Annotated in this window: 15 protein-coding genes; 7 read left to right on the forward strand and 8 right to left on the reverse strand. The window is 63.2% G+C overall.

Features of this window, described 5'->3' with window-relative positions; translation table 11 throughout:
- Positions 1–489: cytochrome b/b6 domain-containing protein (locus ACK1U9_RS22255; RefSeq protein ID WP_449110192.1), on the reverse strand; the 489-nt coding region annotated here is incomplete at its 3' end.
- Positions 486–752, reverse strand: coding sequence for a PepSY domain-containing protein (locus tag ACK1U9_RS22260; RefSeq protein ID WP_153670489.1), 267 nt, complete (start codon positions 750–752; stop codon positions 486–488). The genes ACK1U9_RS22260 and ACK1U9_RS22255, both read right to left, overlap by 4 nt.
- A gap of 176 nt (positions 753–928) precedes the next feature.
- On the opposite strand from ACK1U9_RS22260, the gene ACK1U9_RS22265 reads away from it, so the two are divergent.
- Positions 929–2,107 carry an acetyl-CoA C-acetyltransferase gene (locus tag ACK1U9_RS22265; RefSeq protein ID WP_153670488.1) on the forward strand — a complete coding sequence of 393 codons (1,179 nt, stop codon included), beginning with the start codon at positions 929–931 and terminating at the stop codon, positions 2,105–2,107.
- A 136-nt stretch (positions 2,108–2,243) separates the two neighbouring features.
- Here the strand turns inward: ACK1U9_RS22265 and metE are convergent, their stop codons facing one another.
- Complete coding sequence (gene metE / locus ACK1U9_RS22270; protein WP_108479961.1) at positions 2,244–4,535, reverse strand: 5-methyltetrahydropteroyltriglutamate--homocysteine S-methyltransferase; 2,292 nt, start codon at positions 4,533–4,535, stop codon at positions 2,244–2,246.
- 333 nt (positions 4,536–4,868) lie between these two features.
- Here metE and ACK1U9_RS22275 point away from each other — a divergent pair, with 333 nt between their 5' ends.
- A complete protein-coding gene (locus tag ACK1U9_RS22275) occupies positions 4,869–6,356 on the forward strand; it encodes a methylenetetrahydrofolate reductase C-terminal domain-containing protein (protein ID WP_449110193.1) in 1,488 nt (495 codons plus the stop codon).
- Here the strand turns inward: ACK1U9_RS22275 and yjiA are convergent.
- From yjiA to ACK1U9_RS22290, 3 genes are all read right to left on the reverse strand, one after another.
- Positions 6,316–7,293 (reverse strand): GTPase, encoded by a 978-nt coding sequence (yjiA, locus tag ACK1U9_RS22280; protein ID WP_108479963.1) that lies wholly within the window; start codon positions 7,291–7,293, stop codon positions 6,316–6,318. The genes ACK1U9_RS22275 and yjiA overlap by 41 nt on opposite strands.
- A 146-nt stretch (positions 7,294–7,439) precedes the next feature.
- Positions 7,440–7,637: a YbdD/YjiX family protein gene (locus tag ACK1U9_RS22285; RefSeq protein ID WP_013974210.1), complete on the reverse strand. Its 198-nt coding sequence runs from the start codon at positions 7,635–7,637 to the stop codon at positions 7,440–7,442.
- A gap of 13 nt (positions 7,638–7,650) precedes the next feature.
- A complete protein-coding gene (locus ACK1U9_RS22290; protein ID WP_024087740.1) occupies positions 7,651–9,717 on the reverse strand; it encodes a carbon starvation CstA family protein in 2,067 nt (688 codons plus the stop codon).
- 178 nt (positions 9,718–9,895) lie between these two features.
- Between ACK1U9_RS22290 and ACK1U9_RS22295 the strand changes: the two genes are divergently transcribed.
- On the forward strand, positions 9,896–10,258 hold the full coding sequence (locus ACK1U9_RS22295; RefSeq protein ID WP_046616351.1) for a PilZ domain-containing protein: 363 nt from the start codon (positions 9,896–9,898) through the stop codon (positions 10,256–10,258).
- A gap of 263 nt (positions 10,259–10,521) precedes the next feature.
- Complete coding sequence (locus ACK1U9_RS22300) at positions 10,522–12,039, forward strand: nucleobase:cation symporter-2 family protein (RefSeq protein ID WP_046616352.1); 1,518 nt, start codon at positions 10,522–10,524, stop codon at positions 12,037–12,039.
- 176 nt (positions 12,040–12,215) lie between these two features.
- Here ACK1U9_RS22300 and radA read toward each other — a convergent pair whose 3' ends face one another.
- Positions 12,216–13,586, reverse strand: coding sequence for a DNA repair protein RadA (radA, locus tag ACK1U9_RS22305; RefSeq protein ID WP_046616353.1), 1,371 nt, complete (start codon positions 13,584–13,586; stop codon positions 12,216–12,218).
- A gap of 175 nt (positions 13,587–13,761) precedes the next feature.
- Between radA and mscL the strand changes: the two genes are divergently transcribed.
- Positions 13,762–14,181 carry a large-conductance mechanosensitive channel protein MscL gene (mscL, locus tag ACK1U9_RS22310; RefSeq protein WP_046616354.1) on the forward strand — a complete coding sequence of 140 codons (420 nt, stop codon included), beginning with the start codon at positions 13,762–13,764 and terminating at the stop codon, positions 14,179–14,181.
- A gap of 60 nt (positions 14,182–14,241) precedes the next feature.
- On the opposite strand, the gene ACK1U9_RS22315 is transcribed toward mscL, so the two are convergent.
- Positions 14,242–15,018, reverse strand: coding sequence for a ferredoxin--NADP reductase (locus tag ACK1U9_RS22315; RefSeq protein ID WP_046616355.1), 777 nt, complete (start codon positions 15,016–15,018; stop codon positions 14,242–14,244).
- 213 nt (positions 15,019–15,231) lie between these two features.
- Between ACK1U9_RS22315 and ACK1U9_RS22320 the strand changes: the two genes are divergently transcribed.
- Both ACK1U9_RS22320 and ACK1U9_RS22325 read left to right on the forward strand, forming a co-directional pair.
- Positions 15,232–15,939 carry an autoinducer binding domain-containing protein gene (locus ACK1U9_RS22320; RefSeq protein WP_046616356.1) on the forward strand — a complete coding sequence of 236 codons (708 nt, stop codon included), beginning with the start codon at positions 15,232–15,234 and terminating at the stop codon, positions 15,937–15,939.
- Between the two features lie 96 nt (positions 15,940–16,035).
- Positions 16,036–17,166 carry a methyltransferase gene (locus tag ACK1U9_RS22325; protein WP_046616357.1) on the forward strand — a complete coding sequence of 377 codons (1,131 nt, stop codon included), beginning with the start codon at positions 16,036–16,038 and terminating at the stop codon, positions 17,164–17,166.
- The last annotated feature ends 69 nt before the right edge of the window (positions 17,167–17,235 follow it).

Consider the following 17,235-nt stretch of genomic DNA (forward strand, 5'->3'; position numbering starts at 1 on the left):
GTTTTCCCGCATGCGCACGCTCTCGTAGATGGCCGCCAGCACATGCACGCAAACCAGTGCCAGCAGCGCGTTGGCCAGCCAGCTGTGCAGGTCCATCGGCCAGTCGACACCAAACAGCGCGTCCACCTCCTGCGACGCCCACCCGGTAAGGCCCAGGCCGGCGATGCAGGTCAGCATCAGCACCATCACCAGGGCGCCAATCGGCGAATGCCCCATGTGATGGTCAAGCTCCCCATGCAGCAGAGCCCGGGCATGCCCGATCAGGCTTGCCGGGGTTGGCCAGAAGTCGGCCCAACGCGCGCTGCGTGGCCCGACAAAGCCCCAGATCACACGCACCACCACAACGGCCAGTGCGTAGTAACCCAGCCACTGGTGCCAGTCTTCACCTTCTTCGTTGAAGAAGTAGTTGGCGAAGAACACCACGGCAATCGACCAATGGCACAGCCGCAGCAGGGGGTCCCACAGCTGTACCGTGCCTTCGCTGTTCAATCGTGGTACTCGGTCTTGACTGCCTTGCCCGTCACTGGGTCATGGTAGATCTCGACCTTCCTGCCATCCTTGTCGAAACCGTAGATCTCGTAGCAGTTACCCTTGGTGACCTTGAACTTGTTGATCTTGTAGCCCTGTTCCTTGAGCTGCGCCTGGAATTTTGCCTGGTCCTGCCAGGTGCTTTTATCAGCGGTGGTGCATTCGGTGGCGGCAAACACAGTGCTGCTGCCAATCAGGAGGGTCATGGCGATCAATGTACGCATGGGACATGAACTCCATTCAGATGAGTGTAAAAGCGCATCCCTAAGCATAGTTCTGCAGGCCTCTTTGCGCTCATTCATTTGATTTGCACATCAATCGCAAAGAAAAACAAACTTAACAAATGAGCCAAAGCCATCGATGCTTGAGGCATTACGCCCATCTCACGGAGAACAACAACATGAACGACGTCGTCATCGTCGCCGCAACCCGTACCGCCATCGGCAGCTTCCAGGGCGCCTTGGCCACTGTGCCTGCGGTAGACCTGGGTGCCGCCGTGATCAAGCGCCTGCTGGAGCAGACCGGGCTGGCCCCGGCGCAGGTCGACGAAGTCATCCTCGGCCAGGTGCTTACCGCCGGTGCCGGGCAGAACCCGGCACGCCAGGCCGCGATCAAGGCCGGCCTGCCCTTCAGCGTACCGGCAATGACCCTGAACAAGGTTTGCGGCTCGGGCCTGAAGGCACTGCACCTGGCCGCTCAGGCCATCCGCTGCGGTGACGCCGAGGTAATCATCGCCGGCGGCCAGGAGAACATGAGCCTTGCCCCCTACGTGATGCCGTCGGCCCGCACCGGCCAGCGCATGGGCCATGGCCAGTTGATCGACAGCATGATCACCGACGGCCTGTGGGATGCCTTCAACGACTACCACATGGGTATCACTGCCGAAAACCTGGTGGACCAGTACGGCCTCAGCCGTGAGCAGCAGGATGCCTTTGCCGCCGAATCGCAGCGCAAGGCGGTAGCGGCGATCGAGGCCGGCCGCTTCGATGACGAAATCACCCCGATCGTGCTGCCGCAGAAAAAGGGAGAACCCAAGGTGTTCGCGCGGGACGAGCAGCCACGCCCGGATACCACCGCCGAATCCCTGGGCAAACTGCGCCCGGCGTTCAAGAAGGATGGCAGCGTCACCGCCGGCAACGCCTCGAGCCTGAATGATGGCGCCGCCGCCGTGCTGCTGATGAGCGCAGCCAAGGCCAAGGCCCTGGGCCTGCCGGTGCTGGCCAGGATCGCGGCTTATGCCAGTGCCGGTGTGGACCCGGCGATCATGGGCATTGGCCCGGTTTCGGCCACCCAGCGCTGCCTGGACAAGGCCGGCTGGCAACTGGCCGAGCTGGACCTGATCGAAGCCAACGAAGCCTTTGCCGCGCAGGCCCTGGCCGTGGGCAAGGCGCTGGAATGGGATGCCACGCGGGTCAACGTGAATGGCGGGGCGATTGCCCTTGGCCACCCGATTGGTGCGTCCGGGTGCCGGGTGCTGGTGACCCTGCTGCACGAGATGATCAAGCGGGACGCCAGAAAGGGCCTGGCAACTCTGTGCATTGGTGGCGGGCAAGGCGTGGCCCTGGCAATCGAGCGTTGATCACAGATTGAATTGAACAGGCCTGGCCCTTTCGCGGGTAAACCCGCTCCCACAGGGACCCCACTGAAGCTGAATCCAATGGAGCCCGTGTGGGAGCGCGTTTACCCGCGAAGAGGCCGGTACAGCCAGCGAAGAATCAGGCAGTGGTACGCAGCTCACGGGCAGCTGCGACCATGTTCACCAACGCTGCCTCGGTCTCCGGCCAGCCACGGGTCTTCAGCCCGCAATCTGGGTTGACCCACAGGCGCTCGGCCGGGATACGCCGGGCAGCCTTGCGTAGCAGCTCGACCATTTCCTCACGGGTCGGCACCCGTGGCGAGTGAATGTCATACACACCCGGGCCGATCTCGTTGGGGTAGGCGAACCGCTCGAACGCCGCCAGCAGCTCCATGTCCGACCGCGAGGTCTCGATGGTGATCACGTCGGCATCCATTGCCGCGATCGACTCGATCACGTCGTTGAACTCGCTGTAGCACATGTGGGTGTGGATCTGGGTTTCGTCACGCACCCCCGAGGCACACAGGCGGAAGGCCTCGGTGGCCCACTCCAGGTAATGGGCCCAGGCGCCGTGGCGCAGCGGCAGGCCTTCACGGAAAGCCGCTTCGTCGATCTGCACGATCCTGATACCCGCCGCTTCCAGGTCGACCACTTCGTCGCGGATCGCCAGCGCCAACTGGCGCGCCTGCACTTCGCGGCTCACGTCCTCACGCGGGAACGACCACATCAGCATGGTCACCGGGCCGGTCAGCATGCCCTTCATCACCTTGCTGGTCAGGCCCTGGGCGTACTTGATCCATTCCACGGTCATGGCCTTCGGCCGGCTCAGGTCACCAACGATCACCGCAGGCTTCACGCATCGCGAACCATAGCTCTGCACCCAGCCGAAGCGGGTGAACACATAGCCATCGATCTGCTCGGCGAAGTACTCGACCATGTCGTTGCGCTCGGCCTCGCCGTGCACCAGCACATCCAGGCCCAGGTCCTCCTGGATTTTCACCGCATGGCGGATCTCGCTGTGCATGGCGTCGACGTAATCGGCCTCGGTCAGTTTGCCCTGCCTGTAAGCCTGGCGTGCCAGGCGAATCGCCGAGGTCTGCGGGAACGAACCGATAGTGGTGGTCGGGAACGCCGGCAGGTCGAGCCCCGCACGTTGCTTGACGATACGTTGGGCAAACGCCGACTGACGCTGGCTGTCAGCGGGCTTGATGGCCGCCAGGCGGGCCTGCACGGCTGGTTTGTGAATACGCGGCGAAGCGGCGCGGCTGGCCTGCACGGCCTGGCTTTGGGCCAGTGCGGCGGCCACGTCGTCGGCTTGCGGGGCGTTGATGGCCTTGGCCAGCAGCGCCACTTCCTGGCATTTCTGCACGGCGAAGGCCAGCCAGCTGTGCAGTTCGGCATCGAGCTGGTCTTCACGGTCCAGGTCCACCGGGCTGTGCAGCAGCGAGCAGGATGGCGCCACCCACAGCCGCTCCCCCAGTCGCTCATGGGCATGGCGCAGTACCTCCAACGCCTTTTCCAGGTCGCAGCGCCAGACGTTGCGGCCATTGACCAGGCCCAGCGACAGCACCTTGTAGGCCGGCAGGCGGTCTAGGATGGTCGGGTACTGCTCGGGCGCACGTATCAGGTCGATGTGCAGGCCATCGACCGGCAGGTTGGCGGCCAGGCCCAGGTTGTCTTCCAGGCCGCCGAAGTAGGTGGCGATCAGCTTCTTCAGTGGCGCCCGCTGAAGGATGTTGTAGACGCGCTCGTAGGCATTCTTCCAGTCCTGCGGCAGGTCCAGGGCCAGGATCGGCTCATCGATCTGCACCCATTCCACGCCCTGGGCAGCCAGGCGGTTGAGAATCTGGTCATACAGAGGCAGCAGGCGGTCGAGCAGCTCCAGCTTGTCGAAATCGCCACCCTTGGCCTTGCCCAGCCACAGGTAGGTCAGCGGGCCGATCACCACCGGTTTGACCGCGTGGCCCAGGGCCTGGGCTTCTGCCACTTCTTCGAACAGTTGCTCCCAGCTCAGGGCGAACTGCTGGTCGGCGGTGAATTCTGGGACCAGGTAGTGGTAGTTGGTATCGAACCACTTGGTCATTTCCTGGGCGTGCGCGCCGCCGCAGCAGCTGTCACCCACGGCGCCACGGGCCATGGCGAACAGGGTTTGCAGGGTTGGCCTGGCAGCGTCGTGGCTGCGGAAACGCTGCGGGATCACGCCGAAGGTCAGCGAGTGGGTGAGCACCTGGTCGTACCAGGCGAAGTCGCCGACCGGCAGCAGTTCGATGCCGGCGTCTTTCTGCACCTGCCAGTGGCGGGCACGCAGCTCGCGACCGACGGCGCGCAGGCCGGTTTCGTCGAGTTCACCCTTCCAGAAGGCTTCCTGGGCCTTTTTCAGCTCGCGGTCGCGGCCGATACGTGGAAAGCCCAGGTTATGTGCCAGTGCCATGTCTTGTCCCTCAGCATGCATAAATGAATGAGGGGATTTTCCGGGCGCTGGCATCTTGAGACAAACTCATTAAATTTGAGATGAACTCAAGGTTTCCTCATGTTCGTGAAATTGTTCTGTCTGTATTGGCCCCTTCACGGGCATGCCCGCTCCCACAGGGTTCCCACATGCTTCAAGGTTCATGCATTACCTGTGGAGCGGGCGAGCCCGCGAAGAGGCCGGCACAGGCAAACCCGGATGTCTCATTCAGAGCACCAGCCTGCGCATCCGGACATGACCTCCCTCGCCTTCTGCCGCAAAATGCCACCCTGACCAAACCAGGTACCCGGCCCCATGAGCCTGCTGAAAACCGCGCTGCGCGAAAACACCTTCGTCTGCGTCATGGAGTTCGTTCCCAAGCCCTCCGCAGAACGCTTCGCCGCCATGGAGACAATCCTGGCCCGTGCGCACCTGTGCGGCTGGCCGATGACCGTGGCCATTGGCGACCGCGTCGGTAGCCCGCTGGACATGTCGCCACTGGACGCCCTCGCCTCGTTCAGCAACCCGGTACCCGCCCTGCCGCACTTCTCTGGCAAGGACCGCGAACGCCACCACCTGCTCGCCCAACTGCAACGCATGGATGCCGCCGGCCTCGACCAACTGTTGCTGCTCACCGGCGACCGCCTGCCGGGCCACCAGCCCGGCCAGCGCCCGGTACGCTACCTGGAATCGGTCGCAGCCCTGCAGATCGCCCGCCAGGCCTGCCCGCACTGGCTGCTTGGCGCGGCGCTCAACCCGTTCAAGTACTGCGAGGAAGAAGGCGGCGCCCAATACTTCAAGGCCGAGAAAAAACTGGCGGCAGGCGCCGATTTCCTCACCCTGCAACTGGGTTTCGATGCCGGCAAACACCAGGAAGCGATGCACTGGATGAGCCGCCAGGCCGCGCCCAGGCCGATGCTGGCCTGCCTGATGAGCCTCACCCACGGGCGTGCGACGATGCTCGAGCATGTGGCCGGCGTGACCGTCACGCCGTCCATGCGCGACATGCTGGAAGCGGAAGCGGCGAAGTCCAAGGCCTTTGCCTTGGCGCGCAGCGTCGACCGCCTGGCCTTGCAGATCATCGGCGTGAAACTGATGGGCTACGCCGGCGTGCATCTGTCGGGGGTTCACGAACTCAAGCAACTGCTGGCCCTGGAGGCACGCATCGAGCACTGGCAGGCGCAAATCCACACACTGGAACAATGGGCGCCGGCCTGGCAGGCCAGCTGGCAGATGCCCGGCCGGCCGGCAGTCAGCTTCCATCCGCCGCAGGCTAGCTGGCGCCAGGGCGAGTCGCGGGTCTATGCCTCGTTCAAGGAGAAAGCGCGCTATCACCTGATGCATGGCATGCACTCGCTGCTGTTCAGCCGTCGCAATGGCCTGAGCAAGGCGTTTGGCTGGGCGGTGCGCCAGCCGATGTGGGCTACCCGGCTTGGCGCGCAGGTGCTGCACAAGGTGGAACACGCGGTGAAACGCCCGCTGGTAGGCTGCGACACCTGCGGCCGCTGCCGCCTGGAAGACACCCTGTACATCTGCCCGGAAACCTGCCCCAAGGGCCTGGCCAACGGCCCCTGCGGCGGCACCGCGCTCAACCGCTGCGAGTTCGGCGACCGCGAATGCATCCACAGCGTCAAGTACCGCACCGCCAAGGCGATGCGGCAGACGGAGCTGCTGACCGAGCGCCTGATCCCGTGCATCGAGCTCGAGACACGCCACCGTAGTTCTTGGCCGCAGTGGTTCCAGGCCCAGACGCCGCGTCAGTTCAGCTCGCAGCCAGCGCCTCGAACCCAGCCCGAATCGTAGCCTCGGGCAGTTCGTCGGCGATGAACACCATCACGCTCTCGCGGGTTTCACCCTCGGCCCACTCGGCGTCCCAGTCGAAGCCATAGAGTTTGAGCACGCCCTGGAACACCAGCTTGCGCGATTCACCGGCAATATTCAGTACGCCCTTGTAGCGCAGCAGTTGCTTGCCGTGGGTTTCCAGCAGTTCGTTCATGAAGTCGCTGAGCCGGTCTATGTCCAGCGCGCTTTCCGTGCGCAGCACCAAGGTGGAGATCCGATCCGGGGTAGCGGGCTTGAGCAGCGGGCGTAGTGCTGGCTTCAAGTTCGCGCCCAGGTCGGGGTTTAGGTTGAAACCACGTACATCCAGCAGCTCGGCCAGGTCGATGCGACCATGCTCGACCACGCGGATCGCAGCCCGCCCATTGATGCGGGCCAGGCGCTCGCGCAAGGCCTCTACCGCAGCGGGCTCGACCAGGTCGGTCTTGCTCAGCAGCAGGCGATCGGCAAAGCCGACCTGGGCCTGGGCGATGGTCTGGGTCAGGTGCAGTTCGGCGTGGGCGGTATCGACCAGGGTGATGATGCCGTCGAGGATATAGCGCTCACGCAGTTCCTCGTCGATGAAGAAGGTTTGGGCCACCGGCGCCGGGTCGGCCAGGCCGGTGCATTCGATTACCAGGCGGTCGAAGGCGATCTCGCCGGCATCCAGGCGTTCGAGCAGCAGGTACAAGGCGCGGGTCAGGTCGCCATGGATGCTGCAGCACACGCAGCCATTGGCCAAAGTCATCACCTGCACTGGCTCGTCGCCCAGCAGCTGGCTGTCGATGCCGGCCTCGCTGAATTCGTTCTCTATAACGGCGATCTTCAGGCCGTGCTCGGCCTTGAGCATGTGCTTGAGCAAGGTGGTCTTGCCGGCACCGAGGAATCCAGTGAGTACGGTTACGGGAATAGGCGTCTGCACGCAGAACATCTCCTGTGCGGAAAAAACACTGGCCTCATCGCCGGCAAGCCAGCTCCCACAGATACCGCACAGACCTTGAGGCCTGTGGAGTACCTGTGGGAGCCGGCTTGCCGGCGATGAGGCCGGGACAGGTTAACGCTTGTGGCTCAACAGCACTTGGGCCCGGACTTGCCGCCATAACGCGCTTCCTGGCGTTCGCGGAAGAACTCCTCGTACGTCATGACCGGCTTGTCCGGGTGCTTGGTCTGCATGTGCTCGACGTAGTTGTCGTAGTCGGGCATGCCGACCATCAGGCGGGCTGCCTGCCCCAGGTATTTACCCAGTCGACCCAGGTCGTTGAACATCGCAGCAGTCCTCTCAAGCGTCAGGCAGGGCCTGGAACGGGGTTTCCTTGTCGGTGCGCTCCTTGCGGCCGAGGGCGGCGAAGCCGACCTTTACAGCGAAGAACAGCACGCTGAACACCACCACCAGGAACAGCACGGTCAGGCCGGCGTTGGTGTAGGCGTTGAAGATCACGTGCTGCATCTGCCCGATGTCCTTGGCCGGGGCCAGTACCTGGCCGGCGTCCAGTGCGGTGCTGTACTTCTTGGCCAGGGCCAGGAAGCCGACTGCCGGGTTCGGGTCGAACAGCTTGATCAGGCCTGCGGTGGTGGTGCAGATCAGCAGCCACACGGCCGGTAGCAGGGTGACCCAGACGTAGCGCTGGCGCTTCATCTTGATCAGCACCACGGTGCCGAGCATCAGGGCGATACCGGCCAGCATCTGGTTGGAGATGCCGAACAGCGGCCACAGGGTGTTGATGCCACCCAGCGGGTCGATCACGCCTTGGTACAGCAGGTAGCCCCACAGGGCCACGCAGCCGGCAGTACCGATCAGGTTGGCAGTCCACGACTCGGTGCGCTTGAGCGCCGGTACGAAGCTGCCCAGCAGGTCCTGCAGCATGAAGCGCCCGGCACGGGTGCCGGCGTCCACTGCGGTGAGGATGAACAGCGCCTCGAACAGGATCGCGAAGTGGTACCAGAAGGCCATGGTATTTTCACCTGGCAGCACCTGGTGCAGGATCTGCGCGATACCCACGGCGAGTGTCGGCGCACCACCAGCACGGGCCAGCACGGTGTGCTCGCCAATGTCGCGGGCGGTGGCCTCGAGCTGCTCAGGGGTGATCAGGAAGCCCCAGCTGCTCACCGTTTGCGCAACCGACGCCACATCGGCACCGACCACCGCGGCCGGGCTGTTCATGGCGAAGTACACGCCTGGCTCGATCACCGAGGCGGCGACCATGGCCATGATGGCAACGAACGATTCCATCAGCATGCCGCCGTAGCCGATGTAGCGGGCGTTGGTTTCGTTGTCCAGCAGCTTTGGCGTGGTCCCCGAGGAAATCAGCGCGTGGAAGCCGGACACCGCGCCACAGGCAATGGTGATGAACAGGAACGGGAACAGGGTGCCTTTCCACACAGGGCCGGTGCCGTCGGTGAACTGGGTCAGCGCCGGCATCTTCAACTCGGGCGCGATGATCAGGATACCGATGGCCAGGCCGACGATGGTGCCGATCTTGAGGAAGGTCGAAAGATAGTCACGTGGCGCAAGTACCAGCCATACCGGCAGTACCGCGGCGACGAAGCCATAACCCACAAGCATCCAGGTGATCTGCACGCCGGTGAAGGTGAACGCCGGGCCCCAGGTCGGGTCCGCGGCAATCTGGCCCCCCAGCCAGATCGAAGCCAGCAGCAGCACCACGCCGATGACCGAGATCTCACCGATATGGCCCGGGCGGATGTAGCGCATGTAGATGCCCATGAACATCGCGATCGGGATGGTCGCCATCACCGTGAACATGCCCCACGGGCTTTCGGCCAGGGCCTTGACCACGATCAGTGCCAGCACCGCGAGGATGATGATCATGATCAGGAAGCAGCCGAACAGGGCGATGGTGCCCGGAATGCGGCCCATTTCCTCACGTACCATGTCGCCCAGCGAACGGCCGTTGCGGCGGGTGGACAGGAACAGGACCATGAAGTCCTGCACCGCGCCAGCCAGCACCACGCCGGCGATCAGCCACAGCGTGCCGGGCAGGTAGCCCATCTGCGCGGCGAGCACCGGGCCGACCAGGGGCCCTGCGCCAGCGATGGCGGCGAAGTGGTGGCCGAAGAGGATGTGTTTGTTGGTCGGGACGTAGTCCAGGCCGTCGTTGTTGAGCACCGCCGGGGTGGCACGGCGTGGGTCGAGCTGCATCACCTTGGTGGCGATGAACAGGCTGTAGTAGCGATAGGCGACCAGGTAGATGGCCACTGCCGCGACCACGATCCACAAGGCATTGATCGCCTCGCCGCGACGCAGGGCAACCACACCCAGCGCACAGGCTCCTATGACTGCCAGCGCCAGCCACGGAATGTGGCGTAGCAGGCTATTATTGTTGTTCATGGTTTGCTTCCAGCTGGTGGATTGGAAAAGACCGCCCATCGAGTCTAGGGCGAGTCATCGCGCATTGCCACACTTGCTTTGGTCTAGAGCCTCTGCGGCCAGATTGCGGTACCTGATGTACATACCACTCTAACTATAGTCAGGATGACACCTGAGGACCTACGCGAGGATCTACCCCATGAGCGATCACGACGAACGCCGCCGTTTCCAGCGCATCGACTTCGACGCCCCCACCGAGCTGCGCCAGGGCGTGCAACGCTGGCCTGCCAAGCTGCTGGACCTTTCACTCAAAGGTTTGCTGATCGAACGCCCGGCAAATTGGGATGCCGACCTGACCCAGGATTTCGATGCCATCATTCACCTGGCCCCCGATGCACGGGTACAGATGCAGGTTGAACTGCGTCACGAGGAGACGGACCGCCTGGGCTTCATCTGCCTGTACATCGACGTCGAGTCGATGACCCATCTGCACCGTCTTGTGGAATTGAACGTGGCCGACAGCACCGAAATGATGCGTGAGCTGCGCGAACTCATCGAATAATGAAATCTCTTAGCTAGCTAATGGCCTCCCCGCCTTGTGTTTCCTGTCTACCCAGACAGCTTTAAGCCTGGGTAGCAGCGTTTTGTACACACCCCTCTAGCACAGCATCTGACAAGTTGGTACGCCTTCTGCATTGGGTTCTCGCACACCTTGCGGGCGCTCTTGTGCGCGCTCCGATCAAAATATTGTATACAATTCTTGTGGCAATCATTTGTAGGAAGTGTCTACAGTAGCACCACAACAATAAACAGAGAGCCTGCTCCATGACTACGTCCCCTAGCACGTCTCCCGCCAAGCGCCCCGAGGATGAAAACCTCGGCCTTGGTGCCAACCTGGCCTATGGTCTGCAGCATGTGCTGACCATGTACGGGGGGATCGTCGCGGTACCCCTGATCCTGGGGCAGGCCGCGGGCCTGAACGGTGCCGAAATCGGCATGCTGATCGCCGCTTCGTTGTTTGCCGGTGGCCTGGCCACCCTGCTGCAGACCCTCGGCCTGCCGTTCTTCGGCTGCCAGTTGCCGCTGGTGCAGGGCGTTTCGTTCGCCGGCGTGGCAACCATGGGTGCGATCCTCAGCAGCGAGGGCGGCGGCGGCCTGCCGGGCGTGCTCGGGGCGGTCATGGCAGCGTCGCTGATCGGCTTTCTGATCACTCCGGTGTTCTCGCGCATTACCAAGTTCTTCCCGCCGCTGGTCACCGGCATCGTCATCACCACCATCGGCCTGACCCTGATGCCCGTGGCCGCTCGCTGGGTGATGGGTGGCAACAGCGCCTCGCCGGAATTCGGCAGCGTGGCCAACATCGGCCTGGCGGCCCTGACCTTCGCCATCGTGCTGCTGCTGAGCAAACTGGGCAGCGCGGCGATCTCGCGCCTGTCGATCCTGCTGGCCATGGTGGTCGGCACGCTGATCGCCTGGGCGCTGGGCATGGCTGACTTCAGCAAGGTCACTGAAGGCCCAATGTTCGCCTTCCCCACGCCGTTCCATTTCGGCATGCCGGAATTCCACATCGCCGCGATCCTGTCGATGTGCATCGTGATCATGGTGACCCTGGTGGAGACCTCGGCCGACATCCTCGCCGTGGGTGAGATCATCGACACCAAGGTCGACTCCAAGCGCCTTGGCAACGGCCTGCGCGCCGACATGGCATCGAGCATCCTGGCGCCGGTCTTCGGCTCGTTCACCCAGAGCGCGTTCGCTCAGAACGTCGGCCTGGTAGCCGTGACCGGGGTCAAGAGCCGCTACGTGGTGGCCACCGGTGGCGTGATCCTGGTGGTGCTCGGCCTGCTGCCGATCATGGGCCGGGTGATTGCCGCGGTCCCGACTCCGGTACTGGGTGGCGCGGGCATCGTGCTGTTCGGCACCGTGGCGGCCAGCGGTATCCGCACCCTGTCCAAGGTCAGCTACAAGAACAACGTCAACCTGATCATCGTCGCCGCCTCGCTGGGCTTCGGCATGATCCCGATTGCCGCACCGACCTTCTACCACCACTTCCCGAACTGGTTCGAGACCATCTTCCACTCGGGCATCAGCTCGGCGGCGATCATGGCCATTCTGCTGAACCTGATCTTCAACCACTTCACCGCCGGCAACTCGGACCAGCAGTCGGTGTTTGCCGCCGCGTACGAGCGCACCATCCAGTACTCGGACATTTCAGCGCTGCGTGATGGCGACTACTTCAAGGATGGCAAGCTGTTCGATGCCGAGGGTAATGAAGTGCCGATGCTGGAAATGGACGAGCATGGCAATGAAACGGTCAGGCGCAGTGCGGTTGCCGAGCATTGACTGTTGACTGAGCGGTGAGGTGGGGGGCCGATGCGCATCGTCGGCCCCTTTTTCGTTTTGCCTGTACCGGCCCTTTCGCGGGTAAACCCGCGCCCACAGGGTTTGCGCAATCCTGAAGCTGATGCGGTACCTGTGGGAGCGGGTTCACCCGCGAAGAGGCCGGTGCAGACCACGAATTATTCGAACAGCGCGTCCAGGGCCTGCTCCAGCCGGGTAACGGCAATCACCTGCAACCCCGCCGGCGGCTCTTTCGGCGCATTGCCCTTGGGCACGATGGCCCGCTTGAAACCATGCTTGGCGGCTTCCTTCAAACGCTCCTGGCCACTGGGCACCGGCCGCACCTCGCCGGACAGGCCGATCTCGCCAAACACCAGCAGGCCATGGGCAAGGGGCCGGTTGCGCAGGCTGGACATCACCGCCGCAAGCAGCGCCAGGTCCGAGGCGGTTTCCAGCACCTTCACCCCGCCCACCACGTTGAGGAACACGTCCTGGTCATGGGTGGGAATACCGCCGTGACGGTGCAGCACTGCCAGCAACATGGCCAGGCGGTTCTGGTCCAGGCCCAGGGTCACGCGGCGCGGGTTGGCCAGGTGGCTGTCGTCGACCAGCGCCTGCACCTCCACCAGCATCGGCCGGGTGCCCTCCCAGGTCGCCATCACCACGCTGCCCGGTACTTCCTCCTGGGTGCGGTTGAGGAAGATCGCCGAGGGGTTGGACACCTCCTTCAGGCCACGGTCGGTCATGCCGAACACACCCAGCTCGTTGACCGCGCCAAAGCGGTTCTTCACCGCCCGCAGCAGGCGCAGGCGGCCATCGGACTCGCCTTCGAAATACAGTACGGTGTCGACCATGTGCTCGAGTACCCGCGGGCCGGCCAGCGAGCCTTCCTTGGTCACGTGGCCGACCAGGAAGATCGCCGTGCCGCTCTGCTTGGCGTAGCGCACCAGCAACGCAGTGCTTTCGCGCACCTGGGCCACGCCGCCGGGTGCCGATTGCAGTTGCTCGGTGAAAATGGTCTGGATCGAGTCGATCACCATGACCCGGGGCTTCTCGACACGGGCCGTGGCGATGATGGTCTCGATGCAGGTTTCGGTCATCACCTTGAGCTGGTCCTGGGGCAGGCCCAGGCGCCGGGAGCGCATGGCCACCTGCTGCTGCGACTCCTCGCCGGTGACATACAGCGCCGGCATGCCCGTGGCAATGTTGCACAAGGTCTGCAACAGGATGGTCGACTTGCCGATACCGGGGTCACCACCAATCAACACCACCGAGCCATCCACCAGTCCACCGCCCAGCACGCGGTCCAGTTCGGTGCTGCTGGTGGTGAAACGCGGGATTTCCTCGACGCTGACTTCGGCCAGGGTCTTGATCTGCGCCTGCTGCCCGGTCCAGCCGGCACGGCCACTACTGGGCGCAGCGGCACCGCCGCTTTCGATCATGGTCTCGACCAGGGTGTTCCAGGCCCCGCATTCGCCACATTGCCCGGCCCATTTGGGAAAGGTCGCACCGCATTCGGTGCAGCCATACAAGCGCTTGGCTTTGGCCATGGGTGAGGTCTCCTGGAAAAAACCGCCATGATAGCCGAGCCGGACGTGCCTCGAGCGCCTCGGGATGCGACAAACTATTCGTTCTAACGGTAGTCAGAAACCCTGAGCACAACGCATGAAGCGTTTAAGTGGCTTACAATGCGTAGACCTTACCTTTTGTTACAAGGAACTAAACATGGGCATGATCAGTGAGTTCAAGGCCTTCGCGGTCAAAGGCAATGTCGTCGACATGGCGGTTGGTATCATCATCGGCGCGGCCTTCGGCAAGATCGTCTCGTCTTTCGTCGGTGACGTAATCATGCCGCCACTGGGCCTGTTGATCGGTGGCGTGGACTTCAGCGATCTGGCTATTACCCTGAAGGCTGCCGAAGGTGACGTTCCGGCGGTGGTGCTGGCGTATGGCAAGTTCATTCAGACCGTGATCGACTTCCTGATCGTGGCCTTTGCCATCTTCATGGGGGTGAAGGCGATCAACCGGCTCAAGCGTGAAGAGGCCGTTGCGCCGACTACCCCGCCTGTGCCGACTGCAGAAGAGACCTTGCTGACCGAGATCCGCGACTTGCTCAAGGCGCAGAACCAGAACCGCTTGCCTTGAGGTCATGCAGGAAACGCTGCGGGAGCGGGTACGCCCGCTCTCACAACGGCCACAATGGCCTTACCAGTAGTTTTCCACCGCCACCTGCCCAGGCCGCTTGCTCAGGCTTAACTGCAGGTCCCGCGCTTTCAGCACCTTGCGTGTTTCGTCAATCATCTCCGGGTTGCCACACAGCATCACCCGCGAATGCTCCGGCGACAATTCCAGACCCGCCGCCTTTTCCAGCTCGCCGTTCTCGATCAGCGTGGTGATACGCTGGTTCAACGCCCCCGGGTGTTGCTCCCGGGTCACTACCGGAATGAACTGCAACTTGCCAGCGAATTCGGCCAGGTAATCGCGCTGCTCCAGCCCGGCGATCTCATCCACATAGGCCAGCTCTTTCGCTTCGCGCACCGAATACACCAGCTTGATGTTGTCGAAACGCTCCCAGGCCTCGAAGTCCTGCAGGATCGACATGAACGGCGCGATGCCAGTACCGGTCGCCAGCAACCAAAGGTCGCGACCACCAACGAAGCGATCAAGGGTGAGGAAGCCGAAGGCCTGGCGGTCGATCAGCAGGGTATCGCCTGCCCCCAGTCGGCTCAGCTCGCTGGTGAACTCCCCGCCAGGCACCACGATGGAGAAAAAGTCGAGGTGCTCGTCATGAGGCGCGCTGACCATGGAATAGGCGCGCCACACCACGCTGCCATCCGCCTTGGTCACGCCCAGGCGGGCAAACTGGCCGGATCGGAAGCGGAACCCTGCATCGCGCGTAACCCGCAGGCTGAAGAGGTTCGGCGTGAGTGGCTGAACATCGAGCAGGGTCTGGCGGGTGAACTTTTCGGCGCTAGCGGTCATATCGGGCTCCAGGTTTGGCGTGCGCACAGTGTCGCGCAAAGTGGCGCGGATAAAAACCACTGCTTTGTAGGGCCTCATCCACGGCGATCCTGCCGAAGTCGCATCGGTTCCTGACCGCTATAACAAAAAAATCTCAGCAAATTGGTAGGTCCTTTCCTACAATCATCCGGGCACCCAAACGGACTGGACCTGGGGCTCAAGGGAGTGTTTCAGATGCGCCACTGGAAACCCGACTATCTTCGTGCGTTCGCCGGCGAACGCTGCCCAGAGAAGTTGTTCGGCATGGCCGTGCATATGGCGCAGGATCTGGGCATGGAGTACCTGGGGCTGAACATTCGCATCCAGATCGCTACGCAAACACCCCACCTGTTCCTGTACAGCAACTACCCCCATGAATGGATCGAGCGCTACCAGCGCGATGACCTCTACAAGCAGGATTCGGCCGCCAATGCGAGCCACGGCTCGACCATGCCGGTGCTGTGGACCGATGAACTGTACCGCGAGGCTCCGCAGTTTCGTAAAGCTGCCTGTCAGAACGGCTTGCGCCATGGCTGGACGCAGTCATTGCACGACCAGCAGCACAACGAAAGCCAGATAAGCGTAGCCAGGTCCAGAAAGTCCATCAGTATCGCCGAACTCTACAGAAAGGCCGGCAGTGTGCAGTGGCTTTGTCATACCCTGCATGAGGTGATCAGCGCACATCACCTCACAGCACTATGCCCGCCGCAGCCGAAGTTGAGTGAGCGGGAACTGGAAGTGCTGAGATGGTCGGCCGCAGGCAAGACCGCCCTCGATTGCGCCAAGATCCTGTCAGTGTCGCAAAGCACGATAAACTTCCACATCCGCAGTGTCATTACCAAGACCAACGCCGCCAACAAAGCTGGCGCCGTCGCCATCGCCATCATGCGTGGCTGGATCTGACCGTCAAACCTGCGACCTTGGGCAAAGCCCTGTAGAATCGCCCGGCAAAGCCCGCGGCGAACCGCAACGGGCAGTTTCGTACCCGAGCCAGACGCCATGCCCCTGTTGACCACCCCATACGCCGAACTCGACCTGATCCGCCAGCCGGAACAGGCCAACGACCCACTGCAGGCTTTCGATGCCGCCGACGAGTACCTGCTTGCGCAGCTGCACGAACAGGCCCCACGGGCCGAGTGCCGGGTGCTGGTGCTCAATGACAGCTTCGGCGCCCTGGCCGCCAGCCTGGCGGGCAAGCTGCAGGTAGTCAGCAGTGGCGATTCGCACCTGGCGCACCTGGCCCTGGAAAAGAACCTGGCACGCAACGGCCTGCCATTTGACAGTGTGCCGTTCGTGCCGGCCAGCGAACACTGGCAAGGCCCGTTCGACCGGGTGCTGGTGCGCGTGCCCAAGACCTTGGCCCTGCTCGAAGAACAACTGATTCGCCTGCAAGGCCACCTGGCGCCCGGTGCGCAGGTGATTGCCGGGGCGATGATCAAGCACCTGCCAAGGGCGGCCGGTGACCTTATGGAGAAGTACATCGGCCCGGTGCAAGCCTCGCTGGCGCAGAAAAAGGCCCGCTTGCTGACCGCGACGGTAGCCGAGCGGCCGGTCGCCCGCTCGCCCTACCCTAGCCGCTACCGCCTCGACGCGCCGGCGCTGGAGCTGGAGCTGCTCAACCATGCCAACGTGTTCTGCCGTGAGGGGTTGGATATCGGCACGCGGGCATTCCTGCCGCACCTGCCCCGCGAACTGGGCCGCGCGCGGGTGGCGGACCTGGGCTGCGGCAACGGGGTATTGGCGATCGCCAGCGCCCTGGCCAACCCGGATGCCCAGTACACTCTGGTCGACGAGTCGTACATGGCGGTGCAATCGGCGCGCGAGAACTGGCAGGCCGCGCTGGGCGAACGCCCGGCAGTGTTCGAGGCAGCCGATGGGTTGGCGGGGTTAGAGAAGCAGTCGCTGGACGTGGTGCTGTGCAACCCGCCGTTCCACCAGCAGCAGGTGGTGGGTGACTTCCTCGCCTGGCGGATGTTCCAGCAGGCGCGTGAGGCGTTGGTGGTAGGCGGTGCGCTGTATATCGTGGGTAACCGGCACCTGGGCTATCACAGCAAGCTGGCGCGGTTGTTCCGGGGGGTGGAGCAGGTGGCGGCTACGCCCAAGTTCGTCATCCTTAAAGCCCGTAAGTAAGCCTGTACCGGCCCTATCGCCGGCAAGCCAGCTCCCACAGGTACTGCACTGGCCTTGAGAGCAGTGCGG

This window comes from Pseudomonas sp. XP1, from assembly GCF_053557675.1.